The organism is Streptomyces sp. NPDC014991 (genome assembly GCF_043080665.1).
Taxonomy (GTDB): domain Bacteria; phylum Actinomycetota; class Actinomycetes; order Streptomycetales; family Streptomycetaceae; genus Streptomyces.
The window spans coordinates 241,249-262,496 of the sequence record NZ_JBIBVY010000003.1; the positions used below are offsets into that span (position 1 = coordinate 241,249).

General features: G+C 74.8%; 18 protein-coding genes and 1 pseudogene. 8 read left to right on the forward strand and 11 right to left on the reverse strand.

Annotation, left to right across the window (positions count from 1 at the left end; translation table 11 throughout):
• Nucleotides 1-65 precede the first annotated feature (65 nt).
• The gene (locus ACF1BE_RS07605; RefSeq protein ID WP_392198226.1) at nt 66-872 is read right to left on the reverse strand and encodes an endo alpha-1,4 polygalactosaminidase; all 807 of its coding nucleotides are present in this window, start codon (nt 870-872) and stop codon (nt 66-68) included.
• Nucleotides 873-1,054: 182 nt separating this feature from the next.
• On the opposite strand from ACF1BE_RS07605, the gene ACF1BE_RS07610 reads away from it, so the two are divergent.
• The gene (locus ACF1BE_RS07610) at nt 1,055-2,023 is read left to right on the forward strand and encodes an aldo/keto reductase (RefSeq protein ID WP_392198045.1); all 969 of its coding nucleotides are present in this window, start codon (nt 1,055-1,057) and stop codon (nt 2,021-2,023) included.
• A gap of 275 nt (nt 2,024-2,298) precedes the next feature.
• On the forward strand, nt 2,299-4,488 hold the full coding sequence (locus ACF1BE_RS07615; protein WP_392198046.1) for a ricin-type beta-trefoil lectin domain protein: 2,190 nt from the start codon (nt 2,299-2,301) through the stop codon (nt 4,486-4,488).
• 4 nt (nt 4,489-4,492) lie between these two features.
• Here the strand turns inward: ACF1BE_RS07615 and ACF1BE_RS07620 are convergent, their stop codons facing one another.
• The 5 genes from ACF1BE_RS07620 to ACF1BE_RS07640 form a co-directional block, all read right to left on the reverse strand.
• The gene (locus ACF1BE_RS07620; RefSeq protein WP_392198047.1) at nt 4,493-5,017 is read right to left on the reverse strand and encodes a universal stress protein; all 525 of its coding nucleotides are present in this window, start codon (nt 5,015-5,017) and stop codon (nt 4,493-4,495) included.
• Nucleotides 5,018-5,050: 33 nt separating this feature from the next.
• A complete protein-coding gene (locus tag ACF1BE_RS07625; protein WP_392198227.1) occupies nt 5,051-6,304 on the reverse strand; it encodes an SLC13 family permease in 1,254 nt (417 codons plus the stop codon).
• A gap of 62 nt (nt 6,305-6,366) precedes the next feature.
• On the reverse strand, nt 6,367-7,605 hold the full coding sequence (locus tag ACF1BE_RS07630) for a hypothetical protein (protein WP_392198048.1): 1,239 nt from the start codon (nt 7,603-7,605) through the stop codon (nt 6,367-6,369).
• Between the two features lie 189 nt (nt 7,606-7,794).
• Nucleotides 7,795-8,520 (reverse strand): DUF4232 domain-containing protein, encoded by a 726-nt coding sequence (locus tag ACF1BE_RS07635; protein ID WP_392198228.1) that lies wholly within the window; start codon nt 8,518-8,520, stop codon nt 7,795-7,797.
• 148 nt (nt 8,521-8,668) lie between these two features.
• On the reverse strand, nt 8,669-10,063 hold the full coding sequence (locus ACF1BE_RS07640; protein ID WP_392198049.1) for a serine/threonine-protein kinase: 1,395 nt from the start codon (nt 10,061-10,063) through the stop codon (nt 8,669-8,671).
• Between the two features lie 47 nt (nt 10,064-10,110).
• On the opposite strand from ACF1BE_RS07640, the gene ACF1BE_RS07645 reads away from it, so the two are divergent.
• The gene (locus tag ACF1BE_RS07645) at nt 10,111-10,659 is read left to right on the forward strand and encodes an RNA polymerase sigma factor (RefSeq protein ID WP_392198050.1); all 549 of its coding nucleotides are present in this window, start codon (nt 10,111-10,113) and stop codon (nt 10,657-10,659) included.
• A 4-nt stretch (nt 10,660-10,663) separates the two neighbouring features.
• Here ACF1BE_RS07645 and ACF1BE_RS07650 read toward each other — a convergent pair whose 3' ends face one another.
• Nucleotides 10,664-13,045, reverse strand: a complete 2,382-nt coding sequence (locus tag ACF1BE_RS07650; RefSeq protein ID WP_392198051.1) for a SpoIIE family protein phosphatase — start codon at nt 13,043-13,045, stop codon at nt 10,664-10,666.
• Nucleotides 13,046-13,387: 342 nt separating this feature from the next.
• On the opposite strand from ACF1BE_RS07650, the pseudogene ACF1BE_RS07655 reads away from it, so the two are divergent.
• A pseudogene (locus ACF1BE_RS07655) lies at nt 13,388-14,624 on the forward strand (DUF4982 domain-containing protein); the annotation flags it as partial.
• A 41-nt stretch (nt 14,625-14,665) separates the two neighbouring features.
• On the opposite strand, the gene ACF1BE_RS07660 reads toward ACF1BE_RS07655, so the two are convergent.
• Nucleotides 14,666-15,184 (reverse strand): methylated-DNA--[protein]-cysteine S-methyltransferase, encoded by a 519-nt coding sequence (locus ACF1BE_RS07660; protein ID WP_392198052.1) that lies wholly within the window; start codon nt 15,182-15,184, stop codon nt 14,666-14,668.
• 160 nt (nt 15,185-15,344) lie between these two features.
• On the opposite strand from ACF1BE_RS07660, the gene ACF1BE_RS07665 reads away from it, so the two are divergent.
• The 3 genes from ACF1BE_RS07665 to ACF1BE_RS07675 all read left to right on the forward strand — a co-directional run bounded on the left by ACF1BE_RS07665 (nt 15,345) and on the right by ACF1BE_RS07675 (nt 18,086).
• Nucleotides 15,345-15,584 carry a hypothetical protein gene (locus ACF1BE_RS07665; protein ID WP_373912126.1) on the forward strand — a complete coding sequence of 80 codons (240 nt, stop codon included), beginning with the start codon at nt 15,345-15,347 and terminating at the stop codon, nt 15,582-15,584.
• A 3-nt stretch (nt 15,585-15,587) separates the two neighbouring features.
• A complete protein-coding gene (locus tag ACF1BE_RS07670) occupies nt 15,588-15,965 on the forward strand; it encodes a toxin Doc (RefSeq protein WP_121785572.1) in 378 nt (125 codons plus the stop codon).
• Nucleotides 15,966-16,355: 390 nt separating this feature from the next.
• Nucleotides 16,356-18,086 (forward strand): RICIN domain-containing protein, encoded by a 1,731-nt coding sequence (locus tag ACF1BE_RS07675; protein WP_392198053.1) that lies wholly within the window; start codon nt 16,356-16,358, stop codon nt 18,084-18,086.
• A gap of 100 nt (nt 18,087-18,186) precedes the next feature.
• Here ACF1BE_RS07675 and ACF1BE_RS07680 read toward each other — a convergent pair whose 3' ends face one another.
• Complete coding sequence (locus tag ACF1BE_RS07680; RefSeq protein ID WP_392198054.1) at nt 18,187-19,356, reverse strand: lactate 2-monooxygenase; 1,170 nt, start codon at nt 19,354-19,356, stop codon at nt 18,187-18,189.
• A gap of 418 nt (nt 19,357-19,774) precedes the next feature.
• On the opposite strand from ACF1BE_RS07680, the gene ACF1BE_RS07685 reads away from it, so the two are divergent.
• Nucleotides 19,775-20,209 (forward strand): protease inhibitor, encoded by a 435-nt coding sequence (locus tag ACF1BE_RS07685; RefSeq protein ID WP_392198055.1) that lies wholly within the window; start codon nt 19,775-19,777, stop codon nt 20,207-20,209.
• A 205-nt stretch (nt 20,210-20,414) separates the two neighbouring features.
• Here the strand turns inward: ACF1BE_RS07685 and ACF1BE_RS07690 are convergent, their stop codons facing one another.
• Both ACF1BE_RS07690 and ACF1BE_RS07695 read right to left on the reverse strand, forming a co-directional pair.
• Nucleotides 20,415-20,612, reverse strand: a complete 198-nt coding sequence (locus tag ACF1BE_RS07690; RefSeq protein ID WP_392198056.1) for a CDGSH iron-sulfur domain-containing protein — start codon at nt 20,610-20,612, stop codon at nt 20,415-20,417.
• On the reverse strand, nt 20,593-21,222 hold the full coding sequence (locus ACF1BE_RS07695; RefSeq protein WP_392198229.1) for a HemK2/MTQ2 family protein methyltransferase: 630 nt from the start codon (nt 21,220-21,222) through the stop codon (nt 20,593-20,595). The genes ACF1BE_RS07690 and ACF1BE_RS07695 overlap by 20 nt, the downstream gene beginning before the upstream one ends.
• Between the last annotated feature and the right edge of the window lie 26 nt (nt 21,223-21,248).

Here is a 21,248-nt window from a genome sequence, read left to right on the forward strand (position 1 = left end):
GCCAGGGACCGTCGGCCGCTCTGCGGCTCCGGCCTCACAGGACGGCACGACCAGGCCGTGTCGTCCTAGCGCACCCTGCGGACGTACGCGGCGCTGCCCGGGGTGGACACCTCCCGGTCACGGCGGACGATGCTCAGCCGGCCGCCCCACCGGGCACGGGCCGTGCGCAGCCCGGCGTCGGTGTACTCGATGTCCACCACCCGGTCGTCGAACGCCTTCGCGTACACCTCGCACTCGTCGTACTGCCCGCACTCCTCCGTCACCGCGAAGTCCAGCCCGGCCCGTCGGCGCCGCCCCGCCAGTTCCGCGGTGTTCTTCTGCGCGACGGCCAGGTGCCGGGCGTGCGCGTGCCGGGACAGGAGAGTCATGAACGCGGTCGCGTCCGCCGCGGTGAGCAGCCGGTGGGAGCGGGTGTAGCTGTCGTAGTTGTCGGGCTCCACGGCGTCGAAGCCCTTGCGCGCGCAGCCGTCGATCCACGTGTTCACCCGCCGCGCCACCCGCTCCCGCCGGGCCGGCGTGCGGAGATCGAGCAGCGGCTCGTTCCAGTCCTCGTCGATGACGAGGCCACCGTGCGCGTCGCGCAGCAGCAGGTCGGCCGGCCACGCGGAGCGCTCGGCGGGCTGGGCCTGGAAGGCGTTGACGTAGCAGATGTTGTACAGGCCGGGCGCGGGGGAGTCGGACCGGTCGCGGCTGACGATCCGCACGCCCTTCGGCGGGGGATAGGCGCCCCCGATCTGGTAGTCGAACCCGGCCCCGCGCGGGGGCAGCCGCGGCGCGGCCCGCTTCGCCGCACCGTCCCCGCCCCCGTGGCCGGAGGCGCAGCCGGCCAGAGCCGTCACCGCGACGATCACGGCCGCTGACACGGCGCCCAGGGCCGGCAGGGGCCCAGCGGCGCGGAGAACACCCGTGGGCAAGTCCGCTCCATCCTGCCCACGCCGGACGGCGCGGCACGGTCAGGATCAAATCGTCCGCACACCGGCGCCGTCAAGTCCGCCCGGGGGCCACCGTCGTAGGCTCTGCCGTGACCATCGATCCGACGGCAGGAGCAGCAACGATGCAGTATGTGAAGCTCGGTTCGACGGGCCTGGACGTGTCGCGGATCTGTCTGGGCTGCATGACCTACGGGCTGCCGGACCGCGGCACGCACGAGTGGACCCTCGACGAGGAGGCGTCCCGCCCGCTCATCCGGCAGGCGCTGGAGGCGGGCATCAACTTCTTCGACACCGCCAACGTCTACTCCGACGGCACCAGCGAGGAGATCGTCGGCAAGGCCCTGCGCGACTTCGCCGACCGGGACGAGATCGTGCTGGCCACCAAGCTCAACGGCCGGATGCGGCCGGGCCCCAACGGAGCCGGCCTGTCCCGCAAGGCGGTCATGAGCGAGATCGACCACAGCCTGCGCCGCCTCGGCACCGACTACGTCGACCTCTACCAGATCCACCGCTACGACCACTCCACTCCGATCGAGGAGACGATGGAGGCGCTGCACGACCTGGTGAAGGCCGGCAAGGTGCGCTACATCGGCGCCAGTTCGATGTACGCGTGGGAGTTCTCCAAGGCGCAGTACACCGCAGAGCGGCACGGGTGGACGAAGTTCGTGTCCATGCAGAACCACTACAACCTCCTCTACCGCGAGGAGGAGCGGGAGATGCTGCCCCTGTGCGCGGACCAGGGGGTCGGCGTGCTGCCGTGGAGCCCGCTCGCCCGCGGCCGGCTCACCCGCGACTGGGGCACGGTCACCGGGCGCAGCGCCACCGACGACTTCGGCAGCAGGCTGTACCTGGAGAGCGACCGCGCGATCGTCGAGGCCGTCACCCGCATCGCGGCCGGCCGCGGCGTGCCGCGCGCCCAGGTGGCCCTCGCCTGGCTCCTGCGCCAGGACACGGTCGCGGCCCCCATCGTCGGCGCGTCCAGGGCCCAGCACATCGAGGACGCGGTGGCGGCCGTCGAACTGGAGCTGAGCGACAAGGAGACCGAGGAACTGGAACAGCCCTACACCGCGCGCGCCGTCAGTGGTCACTGACCGTTCCGGCAGCCCGTGCGACGCGCTCCGCGCCGCACGGACAGGGCGGCAAAAGGAAGGAGAAGGCTTTCTTCGACGGTGCGTCAACAAGGGAATGCGGGAAAGGAAATACCGTTAATCGGAAGATCTCTTGTTCGGGTGTGTTCGGCCGTGTAAAGGTGTGGGCTGTCGGCGCGCAGGTACACACATTCCCTGTGTATTTCGAGCTGCCCCGGCCTCTCCCCGTACGCATTGGTACGGACTAATTCCCGTTTCGTGTCTGGAGGAATGCAGCCGTGCATGAGGCAGGCCCGTCGGACGAGCAGCTCGGTGCCGCACTGAGGAAATGGACGGGAACGTCACCCGCGCTGCATCCGGTCGGTGAACTCCTCGACCGGCACTGGACGGCCGCCTTCGCCTACGCCCGGCTGTGCACCGACGGCCCGCGTGCCGCCGGGATGCTCACCACCGCCGCGTTCACCCGGCTGTTCGGAGCCTCCCTCCGGCAGGCCGGGCCGACCGCCGCCTGGCGGCCCCACGTGCTGGTCGCGGTCCGCCGGATCGCGGCGGAGTGGGACACCGACGAGCGACGGGAACTCCTCCACCCCGCCCTGCGTTCGGACGACGGCACCGGCGAGCGCGTCGCGGCCCGGCTGCTGCCGCCGCCCGGCCGGCGGCTGCTGTCCCGGGCGTTCCAGCGGGTGCCCGAGACCTCGCGTGCCGTGCTGTGGCACACCGAGGTCGAGGCCGAACCCCTGTCCGTGCCCGCCGCGCTGCTCGGCCTGGACGAGGACGGCGCCGGCGTCGAACTCCGCCGGGCCCGCGAACGGCTCCGCGACGAATGCCTCCAGGCCCACCGCGAACTCGCCCCCGAGGACGAGTGTCGGCGCTACCTGCGCATGCTCGACGTGACCTTCCGGCGCGGAGGCACGGACATCGACCCCGACCTGGGGCAGCACCTGGCCCGCTGCCCCCACTGCACCCGCACCGCCGACCAACTGGACCGGTTCAACGCGGGACTGGGCACCGCACTGGCCGAGGCCGTCCTCGGCTGGGGCGCCCACGGCTACCTGGAGTCCCGGACGACCCGCGCCGCAGTGCCGCCTCCGGCCGCCGCCGTCACCCCTGCGGACGAGGCCGCCCTCCCGCACGGCGGAAGCGCCGTCACCCCGCCGGCCGGCGAATCCTTCACCGGCGCGGAGCCGCCCGGAGCGACGGGCCCGGCGGGGTCCGCGGCACCGACAGGGCCCGCGGCACCCGCCGGGTCGGCCGACCCGGCCACGTCGGGCACGGCGGCCGGCCGCGGCGGGGCCGCAGGCCGCCGGATACCGGGCGCCCTCAGGCGAGCGGCCGGGTCCCGCGCCTCCACGGCTCCCTCCGGGACCACCGACCCCGGCGGTCCCGCCGCCCCCTCCGGCCGCCGGGCACCGGGTGCCCCCGGACGAGCGGCCGGGTTCCGTGCCTCCAGCGCTCCCCCGGGGACTGCGGACACCGGCGGAACCGGCGACAGCGCCGACCTCGCCGGTCCCCCCGCCCGCCGGGCACCGGGTGCCCGCAGGCGGGGGGTCGGGTCCCGTTCCTCCTCCGCTCCTCCCGGTTCCGCCGACACCGGCGGGCGCGGCGGCACCGGCCGGCCCGGGGGCAGCGCCGACCCTGCCGGATCCGCCGTTCCCGCAACACCCGCCCGTCCCACGGGGCCCCCTGGACATGCCGCCGTCGCGGGAGCCACCGGCCGCACCAGCCCCGCCGCCCCCGGCTCCCCCCGTTCTCTTCACCGGGCCGTCCGGCGTGCGCGGCGCCGCCAGCTCGCGGTGGCCGTGCTCGCCGTCGGCGGGCTGGTCGCGCTTCCGCTGGTGCTGTGGGCGGTCCACGGTTCCGGTGACGCCCCGGGGACCGGTGCCGCGGCCACGCCGTCCCGGACGCCGGGCCGGAACGTCCCCTCGCCGGGCGCGTCGTGGGTCGGCGGGAGCGGTGCCGGACAGGGCGCGCTGCACGGCAGGCTGCACAACCTCACCTCCGGTCTGTGTGTCGGAGTCGTCGGCAAGAAGGCCGTACGGGGCGCCGAGACGGAACTCACCGGCTGCTCCGCGGCCCCGGCCCAGCAGTGGACGTACGAGACCGACGGGCTGCTGCGCAACGCCGCCGCCCCCGACCTGTGCCTGGACTCCCGCCTCGGCTACTCCGTCCGTCTCGCCCCCTGCGCGGCCACCGGCCGGGCCGCCCGCACCATCCGCTACGACTTCACCCTCCAGGGCGCCCTGGTGCCCCGCTCGGACCAGGAGCTGGCCCTCACCCCGGCCGCCACCGACGGCTCCGGTGCCCTCGTGCTCAAGACCCGCGCCGCCGCGGGCGCCGGCCAGCGCTGGACCGTCGACACGGCCAAGCCGGATCTCCGGATGGAGAACGTCAACTGGGACGGTGACACCGTACCGGTACCGGTCGCACCGCCCGCCGTACCCGCGACGACGCCCGGTCCGACGCCCTGAGCGCCTACGGCCCGGGCGGCGGGGGCGGCGGGGGCGGGATCGTCCCCAGCTCCGGGGCCGGTTCCGGCCACACCAGCAGGACCGGGCAGGGCGCGTGGTCGACGGCGAACCGGACGGCCGGGCCGATGCTTCCCGGCCCGAGCCGGGACCGGTCCCCGTCCCGGGCCAGTACCAGCAGGCCGGCTCCCTCGGCGGCGGCCACCACCTCCCGCTCGACCCGGCCCGACCGCTCCGACCGCGTACACGGCCGGCCCAGCCGCTCGGCCGCCGCGTCGAGGAGCGCCGCCGCCGACGTGCCGCCCAGTGCCTCCAGCCGGTCACCGGGATCACTCTCCCACCCCTCGGCCGGGTGGTGCCCCCGCCGCCCGCCGCGTCCGAGCAGCCCGGCGAAGGCGCCGTGCGCCACCGCCGGCACGTCGGGACCGCTGACGTGGAGCAGCACCACCTCGCAGTCGTCCGGCGCATGGGCGCGGACGGCGTCCACGCAGGCGGGCCAGGTGCCCTCGACGAGCCAGGCGATCACACGCATCCGGTCGGCCTCCCTCGGCTCGGTCCGCGCCCCTCAGAGAACCCGGAGCGACCCCCACAGTGCCACCACCGCGACGGCGAGGGAGGACGGCACGGCGATGAGCCCGAGCCGGGTGAACTCCCCCAGGTCCACGTCGTGCTCGTGCTGGTGGACGATCCGCCGCCACAGCAGAGTGGCCAGCGACCCGGCGTAGGTGAGGTTCGGGCCGATGTTCACGCCGAGCAGTACGGCGAGGACCGCACCCGGCCCGGCGGGCGCCGCCAGCGGCAGCAGGACCAGCACCGCGGGCAGGTTGTTGATCACGTTCGCCAGTACGGCGGCCAGCGCGGCGGTCCCGAGCAGCGCCGGCAGCCCGGTGCCGTCCGGCAGTACGCGCCCGAGCACGTCGGCGAGCCCGCTGTCGACGACCGCCCGCACCACGATGCCGAGTGCCAGGACGAACACGAGGAAGGCGGGGGCCGCCGCCCGTACGACGCTCGCTACGGTCGCCTGCCGCCGCAGGAGCGACCGCCCGGCCAGCATCAGCGCGCCCGCCGCGGCCACCCAGGCAGGCTCCACGCCGAACGCCGACGCCACCACGAACCCGGCCAGCGTGCCGCCCACGGTCACCAGCGCGAACAGCGGCAGTGCAGGTGCCTCGCCGGAGTCCCGGTCCGCCGGGGCCGCCGCCGCGAGGTCCCGGGCGAAGAACCGCCGGAACACCAGGTACTCGACGCCGATCGCCGCCAGCCACGGCAGCGCCATCAGCGCCGCGAACCGGGTGAAGCCGAGCCCGCTCGCCGCGAACGCCAGCAGGTTCGTCAGGTTGGACACCGGCAGCAGCAGCGACGCCGTGTTGGACAGATGGGTGCAGGCGTAGACGTGCGGTTTGGGCCGTACGCCCGTGCGCGCGGCCGTGGCGAACACCACCGGGGTCAGCAGCACGACGGTCGCGTCCAGGCTCAGGACGGCGGTGATGGCGGACGCCAGCGCGAACACCGCCGTCAGCAGCCGCACCGGGCGGCCCGCCGCCCACCGGGCCGTCCACGCCCCGCACGCCTGGAACAACCCCTCCACGTCACAGAAGTGGGCGAGGACCAGCACCGCCGCCAGGAACCCCACCACCGGGCCGAGTCGTTCGGCCTCGGCCCGGGCGTGGTCGAGGGAGATCGCACCGGTCGCGACGGCGATCGCGGCGGCGGGCACGGCCATGACCGCCTCCGTGCGGCCGAAGGGCCGTACGACCGCCCAGGCGAGCACGGCGACGAGGAGGACGGCGGACAGGGCCTCGGCGAGCGCGGTGTTCAGAGCGGGTCCTTCCAGCAGGGATCACGGGGTGCCCGCCCATGAAAACAGACGGTTCCGGCCGGCTATGACGGCCGGGTGCCCGCCGCGCCCAGGAACTCCGCCCAGCCGCCCGCCGGTGCCTGCCCGGGCGGCAGCGTGCGCAGGAGGCGCAGCACCGCCGGGTCCTGCGCCTCCAGCCAGGCCACGAGCTGCTTGAACGAGACGAACCGCACGTCGTCGTACGCCGCCATCGTCCCGATCGCCTCCTCGACGGCGTCCATGTAGACGCCGCCGTTCCAGCGCTCGAAGTGGTTCCCGATGAAGAGGGGCGCGCGGTTGCTCTCGTACGCCCGCCGGAAACCGGCCAGATAGGTGTCGCGGGCCTGGGCGCGCCAGAGGGCGTATCGCGTGCGGTCACCGAGCGGGTTTCCGCCGGACTGGTTGAACATCAGGTTGTAGTCCATCGAGAGGACCTGGGAGGAGTGACCGGCGAACGGTACGGACTGGAGCGGGAAGTCCCAGATCCGGCCGCCCTGGACCTTGCCGGGCCAGATCTGCAGCCCGCCGGGGGAGCTGGCGTCGTACGTCCAGCCGAGCGCGGCGGCGGTGGGCAGCAGGGCCGCCTGGCCCTCCAGGCAGGGGGTGCGGCCGCCGGTCAGCTCCTTGCGGTAGTCGAAGGGCAGCGGGTCGAGGTCGGTGAAGCCGGTGTTGGTCCGCCAGGTGGTCACGAAGTCGATGGCCTGTTCTATCTCGCTGCGCCACTCGGCCGGGGACCAGCGGCGCACGCCGGTGGCGCCGCAGAAGTGCCCGTTGAAGTGGGTGCCGATCTCGTGGCCCTCCAGCCAGGCCGCGCGGATCTGCTGGAGGGTGGCGTGGATGTGCCGGTCGGCGAGGTACCCGATGGCGGAGGCGCCGACCGGGTGCTGCGGCGGCCGGTAGAGGTTCTTCCGGGACTCGGGGAGCGTGTAGATGCCGCTGAGGAAGAAGGTCATCCGGGCGCCGTGGCCGGCGGCCACGCTGCGGAACCGGGAGAAGAGGCGGTTGCTCAGCTCGCCCGCGCCGTCCCAGGAGAACACCACGAACTGCGGGGGCCGCCGGCCCGGCCGCAGCCGCACCGGCTCCGGCTGGTGCGGCTGGGCGCCGGTGTCGGCGGTGGAACCGTCGCCGATCGGCTTCACGGGCCGGGCCCGCGCGGTGCCCCGGCCGTCCGCCGGGTCCGGTCCGTCGACCCGGCGGCCGGTGCCGGAGGAACAGGCGGCCAGTGCCCCGAGTGCGCCCGCCGCCCCCGCCGTCAGTACCCGCCTGCGTGGGATCTCGCTCATCTTCGTCCCCGATTCCCTGGTCAGGGCCCCGAAGAGCCCGTTCGCCGTGTGGTCGACCGGGTTCGATGACGAGCGGGGGAGGAAAGATCGCGACGGGCGGCGGCTGTTGCCGTCCTGTGACAGTTGTGGCGCGGCCATGACGAACCCCGCTGCTCGGGGGAGACAGCGGGGCGCGGGGAGCGGGGTCGGTCAGGGGCCGGTGCCGGGGCTGAGCACGGTCAGACGGACGGACGAGGAGTTCCCGGAGACCGGCACCGGCCCGCCCGACCAGGCGGCCTTCAGCGGGTCGTGCTCGTCCGGCGGAGTGACCAGCAGCGCGGCCGGCGTGGCCGTCTTCGCCTCGCTGATGCCCGGGTTGGAGAAGGTCAGCCCGGCCCAGGCGCTCTGCCCGGGCCTGAGCGTGACGGTGGCGGCTGAGCCCGGTGCACGGCGGGGGTCGGGGCCGAGCTGGGCGCCGGAGGCGCTCACGAAGGCGGCGCCCGGATAGCCGTGCAGGGTACAGATCCGGGCGGACGTGTTGGTGAGCACCACCGGGAAGTTCTCCTGGCCGGCGCCCGGATCGCCGCGGCCCACGGAGGCACGCAGTTCGCCGGTGTGGCAGCGCTTGCCCGCCGCGGCCGCGGTGGCCGTGCCCGGCGCCGCCGTGGCCGTGCTCCGGGGCGCCGCGGTCGCGGCGCCGCCCGGGGACGCGGTCGCCTTCGGCGGGGCCGGCGCGGCGGTCCCGGTCCCGGAGGAGGCCGCGGCGGACGCCGGGCCCTTCGTGGCCTCCCGCGCGGGCGCGGCCGTACCGGAGGCGGTGACCGGCGGGTCGCTGTGGACGTCGGTGCCGTCGCCGCAGGAGGTCAGGAGGCCCAGCACGGCGACCGTGCCCAGGAGCAGGGCGCCGTGCCGCGCGGACCGGGGGGTGTTCACCATGTCGCTCACCACTCCAGGATCGTCCCGGCACGCGCGGGACGCGCGCCGTCGGCGCCGGATGCGCCGTCATCACAGTCCGATGCACGGGTCGCCGGAAAAGTTCGGGGCACACCGGCATCTTTTCCCCGACTTGACCGTGGCGGTGCTTTCAGGCCACCCGGAGGGAGCGCAGTATGCCGTCGGTCGCGTCACCGGTCCCGCGCTGGCGCACCTGCACGTACACCTGCGGCTGAGCGGAGCCGCCCGCCGGGGCCAGCGCGGACTCGGTGACCGAGCCGCCGTCCGGGCAGCCGGTCCAGGCCCGGACCACGCCGTGCCACGCGCTGCCGGTGAACGCGCGGGCGCCGGCGTAGCGGCAGCCGGAGTGCGCGAGCGCCCGCACCCCGGCGGTGACGTCGCCGTGCGCGCTGACCCCGACGAACACCCCGTCCACGGCGTCCTTCAGGTCGGACCAGCGGGCCAGGTCGTCGGCCACCACCAGGCCCGGCTCGTGTCCCGCTGCCAGCCCCAGCGCGTGCGGATCCCAGCCGGAGCCGCGCAGCTCCCAGCCCCAGCCGGCGGGCACCCGCAGGGTCACCCGCCCGGTGGCGTCGGCGACCCGCACCCCGTCGTCCGCCGGGCCGCCGCGGTGGTGGAGGGCCACGGTCACCGTGACCGCCGCGGCCGTGGCGGCGAGGACCGCGGCGAGCGCCAGGGTCACCGTGCCGAGCCGGCCGCGGACCCGGTCCAGTCGCCGTGCGGGCCGCCCCGGCGGGTCCGCCGCCAGCCGGTCCAGCTCGTCCGCGAACGCCAGGGCGCCCGGCCAGCGCCGGGCCCGGTCCGGCTCCAGCGCCCGCAGCACCGCCCGCTCCACGTCCGCACGCAGCTCCGGCCGCGACCGGCCCGGCGGTACGACCTTCCCCGGCGGTCCCGGCACGGTCCCGGTGAGCAGTTCGTAGCCGACCGCGCCGAGGCTGTAGACGTCGGCCCGCTCGTCGATGCCCTCGCCGGGTGCGGCCTGTTCCGGCGGCTGGTAGCCCGCCGAGCCCGCGGCCAGGGTCAGCACGGAGGCCTGCGCCAGGCTCTTGGCGAGCCCCAGGTCGGCCAGCAGCACCCGCCGGGTGCCGTCCGGGGCGGTGTGCAGCAGCACGTTGGTCGGTTTGATGTCGCGGTGCACGATGCCCGCCTCGTGCAGCGCGGCGGCACCGCGCGCGGCCTCGGCCGTGAGCGCGAGCGCGTCCCGCACCGGCAGCGGGCCGCCCGCCACCAGGTCGGCGAGGGTGCCGCCGTCGGCGTACTCCATCACGAAGTACGGCCTGCCGTCAGGGAGTTCACCGATGTCGTAGACCTGCACCACCCGGCTGGAGCCGGCCTGTCGCAACAACCGTGCCTCGGACAGGAAACGCTCCCTGATGTCGAGCCGGTGCGCCCAGTTCTCGGCGAGGACCTTCACCGCCACCGGGGCCTGCAGCTCCGGGTCGTGGGCGAGCCACACCGTGGCGAAAGCGCCGCTGCCCAGCGGCCGTTCGAGGCGGTGACGGCCGATCCGCTCCAGGGGGTGCATACGACTATCATGCCTGCCCTGAGATCGACTTCCAGGGGGAGGCCTTCGTGCAGGACCAGGCGCCGATGGAGGAGTCCGCCCGGCGTGCCGCCGCCGGCGACGAAGCGGCCCTGGACCGGCTGCTGGCGGAGATCCGGCCCGAGGTCGTGCGCCGCTGCGCGCGTTTCCTGCCCTGCCGGGAGGACGCCGAGGAGGCCGCCCAGGACGTGCTGCTCCAGGTGGCCCGGCACATCTCCGCGTTCGAGGGCCGCAGCCGCTTCGGCACCTGGCTGTACACGGTGGTCGCCAACTGCTGCCGGCAGAAGTACCGCGAGCTGAAGCGGCGGTCCGTCGAACAGCCGGCCGCCATCGAGCCCGCGCACGTCGTCGACCCGCGTACGACCAGCGTCATCGCCGGTTCCCGGGTCGACCTGCTGGAGGCCCTGGACCGCCTGGAACGCGAACACCCGCACCTGGTCGCGCCGCTGGTCTACCGGGACATCTGCCAGCTGGAGTACGCCGAGGCGGCCGAGCGCGTCGGCATCCCACTCGGCACCCTCAAGTCCCGGCTGCACGAGGCCCGTAAGCACGTACGGCCCTGGCTGTCGGCGTCCTGAAGAGCTAGCGGTCCACCTCGAACAGGGGCAGCTCCGCCCAGATGGTCTTGCCGTCCGTGGTGTGCCGGCTGCCCCAGCGCTGGGTGAGCTGGGCGACCAGCAGCAGGCCCCGGCCGCCCTCGTCGAGGATCTTGGCCCGGCGCAGGTGCGGGGCGGTGTGGCTGGTGTCGGAGACCTCGCAGATCAACGTGGTCGCGTCGTGGATCAGCCGCAGCCGGATCGGGTGGGAGCCGTACCGGATGGCGTTGGTGACCAGCTCGCTGACCACCAGTTCCGCCGTGAACGACGCCTCGCTCAGCGACCAGGCGGCCAGCTGCTCCACGACCTGTTTGCGGACCGGCGCGACCAGCGCCGGGTCGGCGGGGATGTCCCAGGTCGCCACCTGCGAGGCGGGCAGGCCGCGGGTGCGGGCGAGCAGCAGCGCCACGTCGTCGGGGGCGCCGCCGGGGGGCAGCAGGACGTGCAGGATGCGGTCGCAGGTGCTGTCCAAGGAGTCCGCGTCCTGGCCGAGCGCTTCCAGCAGCAGCTCACGGCTGGCGTCCAGGTCCCGCTCCCGGGACTGCACCAGGCCGTCCGTGTACAGCGCGAGGACGGTGTCCTCGGGCAGTTCCACCTCGGCCGACTCGAAGGGCAGCCCGCCCAGGCCCAGCGGGGGACCGGCGGGCAGGTCGAGCACCGCGGGCCGGCCGCCGGGTCTGAGCAGCACGGGCGGCGGATGCCCGGCCCGGGCCATCGTGCAGCGGCGGGACACCGGGTCGTAGACGGCGTACAGGCAGGTCGCGCCGACCTCGCCCGGGCTGCCCTCGAGACCGGACTCCTCCGACAGCCGTAGCACCAGGTCGTCCAGATGCGTGAGCAGCTCGTCCGGGGCCAGGTCGATGTCGGCGAGCGTGCGGACCGCGGTGCGCAGCCGGCCCATCGTGGCCGAGGCCTGGATACCGTGCCCGACGACGTCCCCGACGACCATCGCGACGCGCAGCCCGGAGAGCGGGATCACGTCGAACCAGTCCCCGCCCACCCCGGCCCGCGCGGCCGGCAGGTAGCGGGAGGACGCGTCCAGCGCGGCCGTGCGCGGCAGCGAACGGGGCAGCAGGCTGCGCTGGAGGGCGAGCGCGGTCTCCCGCTCCCGGGAGTAGCGGCGGGCGTTGTCGATGCAGACGGCGGCCCGGGCGGTGATCTCCTCGGCCAGCAGCACGTCGTCCGGGGTGAACGCGTCCGGACGCCGGTGCCGGGTGAGCACCGCCACCCCGAGGGTGAGCCCGCGGGCCTGGATGGGCACCGACATCGAGGAGTGGATGCCGAACGCGCGCACCCGCTCACCGCGCGCCCTGTGCCAGGAGTGCCATCTGTCCAGGTCGCCGCCGGCCACGGAGGTGGTGATCGTGCGGCCGGCGGTCAGCGCGTCGGCCTGCGGGGAGAAGTCCGGGTAGGCGTCCGCGTGCCCGGGCTCGATCACCGCCTCCGGCACGTCCGCCAGCACCGACTGGTGGGCGGTGCGGCGCAGGAGGACCGGCGCGGTGATGCGGGCCGGCGGTTCGCTGCCGTGCTCCCGCAGGTCCAGCAGGTCGACGGTGACGAAGTCGGCGAGCGCGGGCACGCACATGTCCGCCAGTTCCTGCGCCGTGCGGGTCACGTCGAGTGTGGTCCCGATACGCACGCTCGCCTCGTTGACCAGCTGGAGCCGCTGCCGCGCCCGCTGGTTGTCGGTGATGTCGTGCGCGGCCAGGCACACGCCCCGCACCCGGCCCCCGGCGTCCCGCACCGGTGCCATGCGGGCGAGCCAGGCGTGCGCCCGGTCCTCGCCGCCGGTGCGCAGGAAGGTCTGCACGTCCAGCTGCCGGCCCGAGGTGAGCACCCGGAGCATGCCCTGTTCCAGTTCGTCGCTCTGCGGCTTGCCGCCGATCTCCGGGATCCGGAGCCCCCGTACCCGTTCCTCCGGCAGCCCGATGATGGCGGCCATCGCCGCGTTCATGTGGCGCAGCCGCAGCGCGTCGTCGTACAGGGCGACCGGGCACGGCGACTGGATCAGGGCCGCCCCGACGAGCGGATCGTCCGCGGCGGGCGGTTCCGGGTCGGCGAGCGGGGTGACCACGAGCCAGTCGCCCGGCCGGCCGTCGTCCGGTGGCCGGCGGTGGGCGAGCAGCCACACCGAGACGGTACGGCCGTCCAGGTGGCGCAGTCCGACCATGCCTTCCCAGCGCGGACCCGGGGGCAGCGCCCCGTGGCCGGCGGCCGCCAGCAACCGGGCAGCGGGACGGCCCACGACGTCGTCGGCGTGGTGGCCGAGCAGACGCCGCGCGCCCTCGTTCCACTCCACCAGCGTTCCGTCGTCATCGATGACAGCCCGGGCCGTCGCCGCGTCGTCGAACGGATAGACCCGGCTCATCGTCGCCGCTCCCAAGCGCACACTCACAGTGAACAGGTGGCACCACTCGTGTTCCAGCGTAGTGCTTCCGGCACGCCCGTGGACGCCGATCGCGGCCACCTGGCCGACCGGTCGAACGCGGCCGGGGGCGCGGGACAGGCGGAATTCCGGCCGAAACGCGGCCGGAGGCAGCCGTGGGGCGCCGCACCCTTGACGATCGAGTGTGGCCGGCCATCAGAATCTGTTTGTTCACGATCAGTTGTGAGTACTTCTGGGGCCTGATGAGGGAGAGCCGCCCATGACGGTCACGCGCAGATCGGTCCTGGCCGCCGCCACGGCAGCGCCCACGGCCGGAGCGCTGCCGGACATCTCGACACGGCGGGTTTCCCCAAGGGCATGTACCACCTGTTCCGCAGCCAGTGGACGGACGAGCCCATGGTCCACCTGCTGCCGATGACCTGGAACCACGAGGAGGGGGACACCGTCGAGGTGCGGGCGTACGCCAACGTGCCCTCCGTCGAGCTGTTCCTGAACGGACAGTCCCTCGGGGTACGGGAGTTCGCCGTGAAGAGGACCACCGACGGCCGCACCTACCTGGAGACGACCGAGGCCACCGGCGACGACAGGACGTTCACCGACGGCCCCTACCCGGGCAGTTACACCAGCCCCAACGGCAGCGCGGGCAAGCTGCACCTGACCTGGCACGTGCCGTACCGGCCCGGCGAACTGGGGGCGGTGGCCCGGCGGGACGGCGAGGCGGTCGCCACCGACGTGCTGCGCACCGCCGGCGCCCCGCACGCCGTACGCCTCACCGCCGACCGCGACTCCCTGGCCGCCGACGGCCGTTCGCTCGCCTTCGTCACCGCCGACATGGTCGACGCGCACGGCGTGGTCGTGCCCGGCGCCGAGCACCTCATCTCCTTCGACGTCACCGGCGGGTCCCTGGCCGGCGTCGACAACGGACGCCAGGAGAGCGCCGAGCGCTACCAGGCCGGTACCCGCAGCGCCTTCCACGGCAAGGCCCTCGCCATCGTCCGCTCCGGCACGGGGCCGGGCACGCTTATGGTCACCGCGCGGGTGGACGGCCTGCGCCCGGACACGGCACGGGTGCACACGACCCCGGCCCGCCGGACGGCGGCCACCGCGCCCGCCCTCTTCCGGCCCGACCACCCCGCGCCCCCGGACCGCCCGCGAGCGGACGCCGGTTACAGCGGACGATGCTGGACGGCGATCCGGCCACCGGCTGGTCCAACGCCTTCACCAAACCGGCCACCGCGCTGCTGCCCGCGTTCGACGGGGCCCGCGCCGAGGACTGGGGTCTCGGTCGACTTCGGACGCCGCCGGACCCTCGACCACCTGGCAGTCTCCTTCACGGTCGACGCCACCCACACGCTGCCCGCGCGGGCCGAGGCGGCGGTGTGGGACGGCCGCGCCCACGTTCCGGTGACCGGCGCGCGGACGCAGTGGGCCACCGCCTCGGACAGCCCGAAGGGTCATCACCTTCGACGCGGTACGCGGCTCACGGCTGCGGCTGACGCTCACCAGCGCCCACCCGGGCCGGCCGGACGGGGCCGTGCGGATCAGCCGGCTGGACTTCTGACCGGCGTGGCGCGGCCTCCGCGAGCGGCAGGCCCCGGCCGGTCACAGCAGCGTCGGCTGGAGCGCGCCCTCGTGCGTGAGCAGCCACCGCTTCTTCTCCAGCCCGCCCGCGTAGCCACGCAGCGAACCGTCCGCGCCGATCACCCGGTGACAGGGCCGGACCAGGAGCAGCGGGTTGGCGCCGAGGGCCTGGCCCACCGAGCGGACCTCGGCACGGGACAGACCGAGTCGGGCGGCCAGCTCGCCGTACGTGGTCGTCCTGCCGTAGGGGACCTCGTCCAGGGCCTGCCACACCGCGTGCCGGAACGCGTTGCCGGTGGGGGAGAAGGGCAGGTCGAAGCGGGTCAGCCGGCCCGCGAAATACGCGTCCAGCTGCCGGAGCGCCTCGGCGAACAGCCGGTCGTCGCGGTCCTCCGGGCGGACGACCGGGGTGCCGCGCTGCCCCGGCATCGAGAGGGAGGTGAGAGTGAGGCCGGCCGGCGTGACGGTCCCGGTCAGCAGCAGGTCGCCCAGGGGGCTCGGGTGGACGGTGTGGACCGGGTGGGCGGTGTGCGTGGTCATGGGACTCCTCCGGGTCGTTGCCTCCTGCCCAGTCTGTCGTACCGCGCGTCGTCCGACCGGCGGGAATCGGACATGGCTCTTGACCCTGCCGGTACCCTGGCGCAGGGGCCCCCACCTGCGGGAATTTACGCGTGAGTACCCGCGCGGTACCGTGAGGGGCATGCCAGCTCTCAACGTGGAGTTCAGCGAACGGGAACTCGAGGACCTGCGGCAGATCGCCAAGGAGCGCGGTACGTCGATGAAGGCCCTGGTGCGCGAGGCCGCCGCCGCCGACATCGCCCGCCACCGGGCGCTGCAGGAGGGCGCGGAGGCCTTCCGGCGCTTCTTCGCCACCCACGCCGAGGAGTTCGCGGCCGCCTTCCCGGACGACGAACTCCCCGTCCGGGGCGAGGCCGCCTGACCGATGCCCTCCCTCATCCATGTCGACGTCCCCTGGCTCCTCCAGCGACACGAGGAGGTCCTGCCCGACCAGCCCGCCGTGGACGACTTCTCCGCGCTGGTCGCCGCCGTCGCCCGGCACCGGGTGGACCCGCCCCGGCTCGGCGTGGACTCCGACGCCGCCTGGCGCGCCGCCGCGTTGCTGCACACCCTCGCCGTGCTCAAGCCACTGCCCGCGGCCAACGCGCGCTTCGCCTGCGCGACCGCCGTGGCCTACATGTTCGTCAGCGGCGTCGGCATCGACCCGCCCTACGGCGCCCTCGTCGACCTCGCCCGCGACCTGATCTCCGGCAAGACCGACGTGTACGGCGCCGCCGACCGGCTGCGCTCCTGGCAGATCTGACTCCGCCACGCGGGGGGCCGCCGGCCGGGGCGGCAGGAACAGGGCCGGCGGCCGGTCGCGCGCGGGGGAGCCGCCGTCCCGCGCGGGGCGCCTGCGAACAGGCCGGTTCACCGTCCGGCACCGGGTCGCACGCTCCGGAAGCGTGCGCGTCACAGGACCGGGTGCGCCCTTCGCACGGGGCGCACGCACGGGGGATCCACCGGGCGCTCCGGCACGTCGCCGACGGCTTGATTCCGGCTTCCCCGCCCACCCGTCGATGTCGTACGCGCGCCTTGTTGCCCCTGTGGGAGTTGTGCAAGGGTGCGGAACGCGGTGCATCTCCCGCTTCTTCCGCCCCCGTGAGCGCGCAAGCCACGCACCAACGCACCACGCACCGAAGGAATCCGCTCCGTGCACACCCCCCACCCCCCTCGGCCTGCCTGTCCGCCGCCCGGCGGCCCTCCCGGGGAATCCGACGAGTCGCTCGCCGGCCCGCTGCGGGCCGGCTCCGACGCGGAGGCCGCCCGGTCCGCCGCCCTCCTGATGACCCGGCACTGGCAGCCCGCCCAGGACTACGCGGTCATCTGCCTGGCCGCCTCCGGGCCGCCGGCCCACATGGTCACCGCCACCGCCTTCCACCAGGTCCTCGGCCGGCTGGCGCTCGGCGAGCCCGCCGAGGCGCTGCGGCCACGCCTGCTGGTGGCCGTCCGGGACACCGTCGTCAACTGGTCCGGCACCGACCGGATCACCGCCGTGCTGCCCGCTCTCACCAGGCCCGCCGGGGGCCGAGGTATGCGCGCCGCGCCGACGCTGACACCGGAGAACCGCGTGCTCTCCGACCGGTCGTTCCACGGCCTTCCCCGGCTGGAACAGACCCTGTTGTGGCACACCGAGGTCGAGGCCGAGCCGGTGCACGTGCCCGCCGGCCTGCTCGGCATGGACACCGAGAACGCGGCGGCCGCCCTGGAAGGGGTCCGGGAGAAGTTCCGGGAAGGTCTCGTGCGCGCCCACCGGGAACTCGCGCCCGGCAACGAGTGCCGCCACCACAACCGCCTGCTCGACATCCCGATCCGCCGGGGCGGCGCGCTGCTGCCCGACGTCCAGGAGCACCTGGCCGGCTGCGCCCACTGCCGGCACGCCGCCGGACAACTGGGCCAGGCAGAAGCGGCCCTGGGCGTGCTGCTCGCCGAGGCCGTCCTCGGCTGGGGCGCCCGCCGCTACCTCGACACGCGCCCCGGCCGCCTCCAGGGCACCACCGGCACCCGTGGTGGCTCCCGGCGCTCCGGCGGGCGCCGGCGCGGCGACGGGCGGCCGGGATTCCTCGCGAGGACCGCCGCACCCGGCGGACGCCGCCGCGCCGACGACGGCGGATCCGGCCGGTCCGGGGGACCGGACCGGCCGCTCCGCGCCGTCCGCCGTGCGGGCGCACGGCCGGCCGGGAGTGCCGCGGCCTCGCGCCGCGCCCCCACGGCCCCCGCCTGGTCGTCCAGGAGGCTGCTGACCGGAGTCGGTGTGGCCTCGGCCGGGCTGCTCGCGACGGTCCTGGCGATCACCGTGTGGCCGGACGGCGGCGGGGGCACCGGCCCGGTCGCCTCCACCGGCACGGCTCCCGGCACCCGGTCCCCGTCGGGCTCCGCCACCGCACCCGGCACCGCGGGCCGGCCCGCCGCCGGCCGCCCGGCCCGCTGGCGCGACGCCGCCGGCCGGTGCCTGGACGTCAGGGGCAGGCTCCGGGCCGGGGCGAGCGCCGTCCTCGCCGTCTGCTCCGGCGCGGCCACGCAGCGGTGGACGTACGACTCCGACGGCCTGCTGCGCAGCGCGGCCGGCCCGGGTCTGTGCCTCGACTCCCACGCCGACGCCGGAGTGGTGATCCTCGGCAGCTGCGCCGGCGCCGGCTCGCGGCGGGGCGACGACGTGCGCTACGACCGCACCGCCCAGGGCGAGTTGCTGCCCCGCTGGGACCGGACGCTCGCCCTCGCCGCGGCCGGCGACCAGCCCGGGGCCGACCTCGTCGTCAAGGTCCGGGACGGCTCCGCCGGCCGGCGCTGGCGGACCGACACGCCGACGCCGAACCCCGCTTCGCTGCCGAACGCCGCCACCCCCGGCGCACCCGCCCGGCCACCGGCAGCGCGACGCGCCTGATCGGCCGTCCCGGTAACCTGGCGCGCCGCCGGCGGGCAACAGCCGTCGAGGCGCGGCACCCGGCGGCCCGGGGGGCTCCCCGGAGCGGGCCGCCGGTGCCTCAGGGGCGGGCTTCGGTCAGGTCGGCCGTTGTCACCGTCGTCGGGCCGGCGTGTCCGGACAGGGCGAGGGTGAGGTCGAACTCCGCCAGCACACAGCGGATGACGTGCTCCACGCCCGCCTGGCCGTCCAGGCCGAGCCCGTAGACGTACGGGCGGCCCAGGAGCACCGCCCGCGCGCCCAGGGCGAGCGCCTTGAAGACGTCGGCACCGGTGCGCACCCCGCTGTCGAACAGCACCGTCAGCCGGTCGCCGACGGCGTCCACGACCCCGGGCAGGGCGTCGGCCGCGGCGACCGAGCCGGCCACCTGCCGGCCGCCGTGGTTGGAGACCACCACACCGTCCATTCCGGCGTCCGCGGCCAGCCGGGCGTCGTCCGGGTGCAGGACGCCCTTGAGGACTATCGGCCCCTCCCAGTGCTCGCGCAGGAAGGCCAGGTCCGGCCAGGTGTGGCCGGGATCCCCGAACAGGCCGAGGAAGTGCAGCACCGCCGCGTTCGGGTCCTCGTGCACCGGCTTGTCCAGGCCCGCCAGGAACGCCGGGTCGGTGAACCAGTTGGCGGTGCCCACGCCGTGCAGGAACGGCAGGTACGCCTGGTCCAGGTCGCGGGGACGCCACGCCAGCAGCGGGGTGTCCAGCGTGACGACCAGCACCGAGAACCCGGCCGCCCGGGCCCGGGTGAGGAAACTCCGGTTCACCTCCCGGTCCCGGCCCCAGTACAGCTGGAACCACCGCTCGGCGTCCCCCATCGCCTCCGCCACCTGCTCCAGGGGCGTGCTCGACGCCGACGACAGGACGTACGGCACGCCCTGCGCGGCGGCGGCCCGGGCGGCGGCGGACTCGGCGTCCGGATGCATGATCGACAACACCCCGACGGGCGCCAGGGCGAGCGGCGCCGGCAGGGTCCGGCCCAGTACCTCGGTGGTCAGGTCCCGCTCGCGCACGTCCCGGAGCATGCGCGGCACGATGCGGCGCCGGTCGAGGGCCGCCCGGTTGGCGCGGGCCGTGCCGCCGTCGCCCGCGCTGCCCGCCACGTAGCCCACCGGGCCCGGCCCGAGCCGGTGTTCGGCCAGGTCCTCCAGCCGGGTGAGGTCGGTGGGAAGCCGGGGCACCACCCCGGTCGTTCCGTTCAGATAGATCTCGTACTGGAAGTCCGCCCAGTGCTTCGCCATCGCCCCTCCCGCGTCGTCGGCCGCCTGCGTACCGGACGATACCGACCGGTGAGTCGGTGGCGGGGTCGGTGCCGACGGCGCGGAATGACGGAGGCACCGGCTCCTGGTGATCACTTCATGAACACAACGAGTCATGAAGAGGCGCGCAGAGGTCTGGGCCGGAATGTTTCAGGACGATTAACAAACAGCTGATTTTCAGCCATCTGGCCGCTTCGGAAGCGGGGGAACCGCTCAGTTCCGGGGTCACAGCGGTCGAGTTCCGTGACTTCACGCCACTGATTCAACACGAAAGGTTACTGAAACCCATGGGTCCGATGTGTATTTCGCTGGCGGACTCGGCAGAGTGGCGCTCGCCGCTCCGGTGCCCGACCGGATCCGGAGCCGGCTCCCTGTCATCTCGAGCGGAAGGATGCACACAATGCGGAACACCGCGCGCTGGGCAGCGGCCCTCGGCCTCACGGCCGCCGCCGTTTGCGGACCCCTGACCGGGGCCGCCGTCGCTGCACCGGGCGCCGCCCCGTCGTCGCTCTACGCCCCCTCGGCCCTGGTGCTCACCACGGGCCACGGCAACGACGCGGCCACGGCCACTCCGGAGCGCGCCGTCACCCTGAACTGCGCCCCCTCGGCGTCGGGCACCCACCCGGCCGCGGCCCAGGCCTGCGCCGAGCTGCGCGGCGTCGGCGGTGACTTCGACGCCCTGAAGCCGGCGGACGACGTCATGTGCACCAAGCTCTACGACCCCGTGGTCGTGACCGTCCAGGGCGTCTGGCAGGGCAAGCGCGTCGCGTACGAGCGGACCTTCGGCAACATGTGTATGAAGGACGCCGTCGGCGGCAGCCTCTTCGCCTTCTGAGACCGGGATCGTGAGTCCCCGTGAACGCCGGATCAGGCCCGCAACTGGGGAGTGCGGCCTCTGGAGCGGGGAACCCGCGATCTCGTACCGGGGCAGGCGGGCGGAGTGGGGCCGCCCGCCGGCACCGGGAACACAGCCGCTCCCCGGCCGGCCCGTGGGGGGCCGTCCGGGGAGCGGCGAAAAACAACCTGTTTCAACCAGAGACTCAGGCCTTGGGCCGGTGGCTCGTGTCGCACCACGGGTAGCGGCGACTGCGCCGGCAGGTACACAGAGCGACGCGGAAGCGGTCCGAGGAGACCGTGGTCCCGTCCTCCAGCTCGATCTCCACCGGCCCCTCCACCAGCAGCGGCCCACGCCGCCGCATGGTGATCCTGCGGGCCTCGTCAGCAGGGTCGTTCGGCACGGATGACCACCAGCTCTTCCCTGTCGTCGGCCGACGCGAGCAACCCGCGCCGGCGCAGCCAGTCCTCCCGGGAGCGCAGCACCGGACCGAAGGCGATCCAGCGGCGCCGGACGACCGTGGCCTTCAGCCCCGCCGCCCGCAGCAGCTCCAGGGTCCGTTCGGGACCGCTCAGCGCGGAGTGCACCAGCAGCAGCACCCCGCCGGGGCGCAGCAGCGGCGGTGCGTCCCGGCAGATCCGGTCCAGCAGCAGCCGCCCGTCGAGCCCCGCGTCCCAGGCCCGGGCCCGGCCGCGTGGCCGGGGCCCGGCGTCGGGCGCCGGCACGTAGGGCGGGTTGGCCAGGATGACGTCGTACGTCCTGCCGCTGACCGGCGTGAAGAGGTTCCCGCGCCGGATGTGCACCGGCAGCCGGGTCAGCCAGGCGTTGAGCCGGGCCGTCCACACCGCCCGCCGGGACACGTCCACCGCGGTCACCCGGGCGCCTCGCCGGGCCGCCTCCAGAGCCAGCGCACCGCTGCCGGTGCCCACGTCCAGCACCTGGGCGCCGGGCGGGGGATCCTCCTCGCGGAGCACCTCGGCCAGCAGCTCCGTGTCGTCCTGCGGGGCGTACACACCCGGAAGTACCAAAGCGATCACAC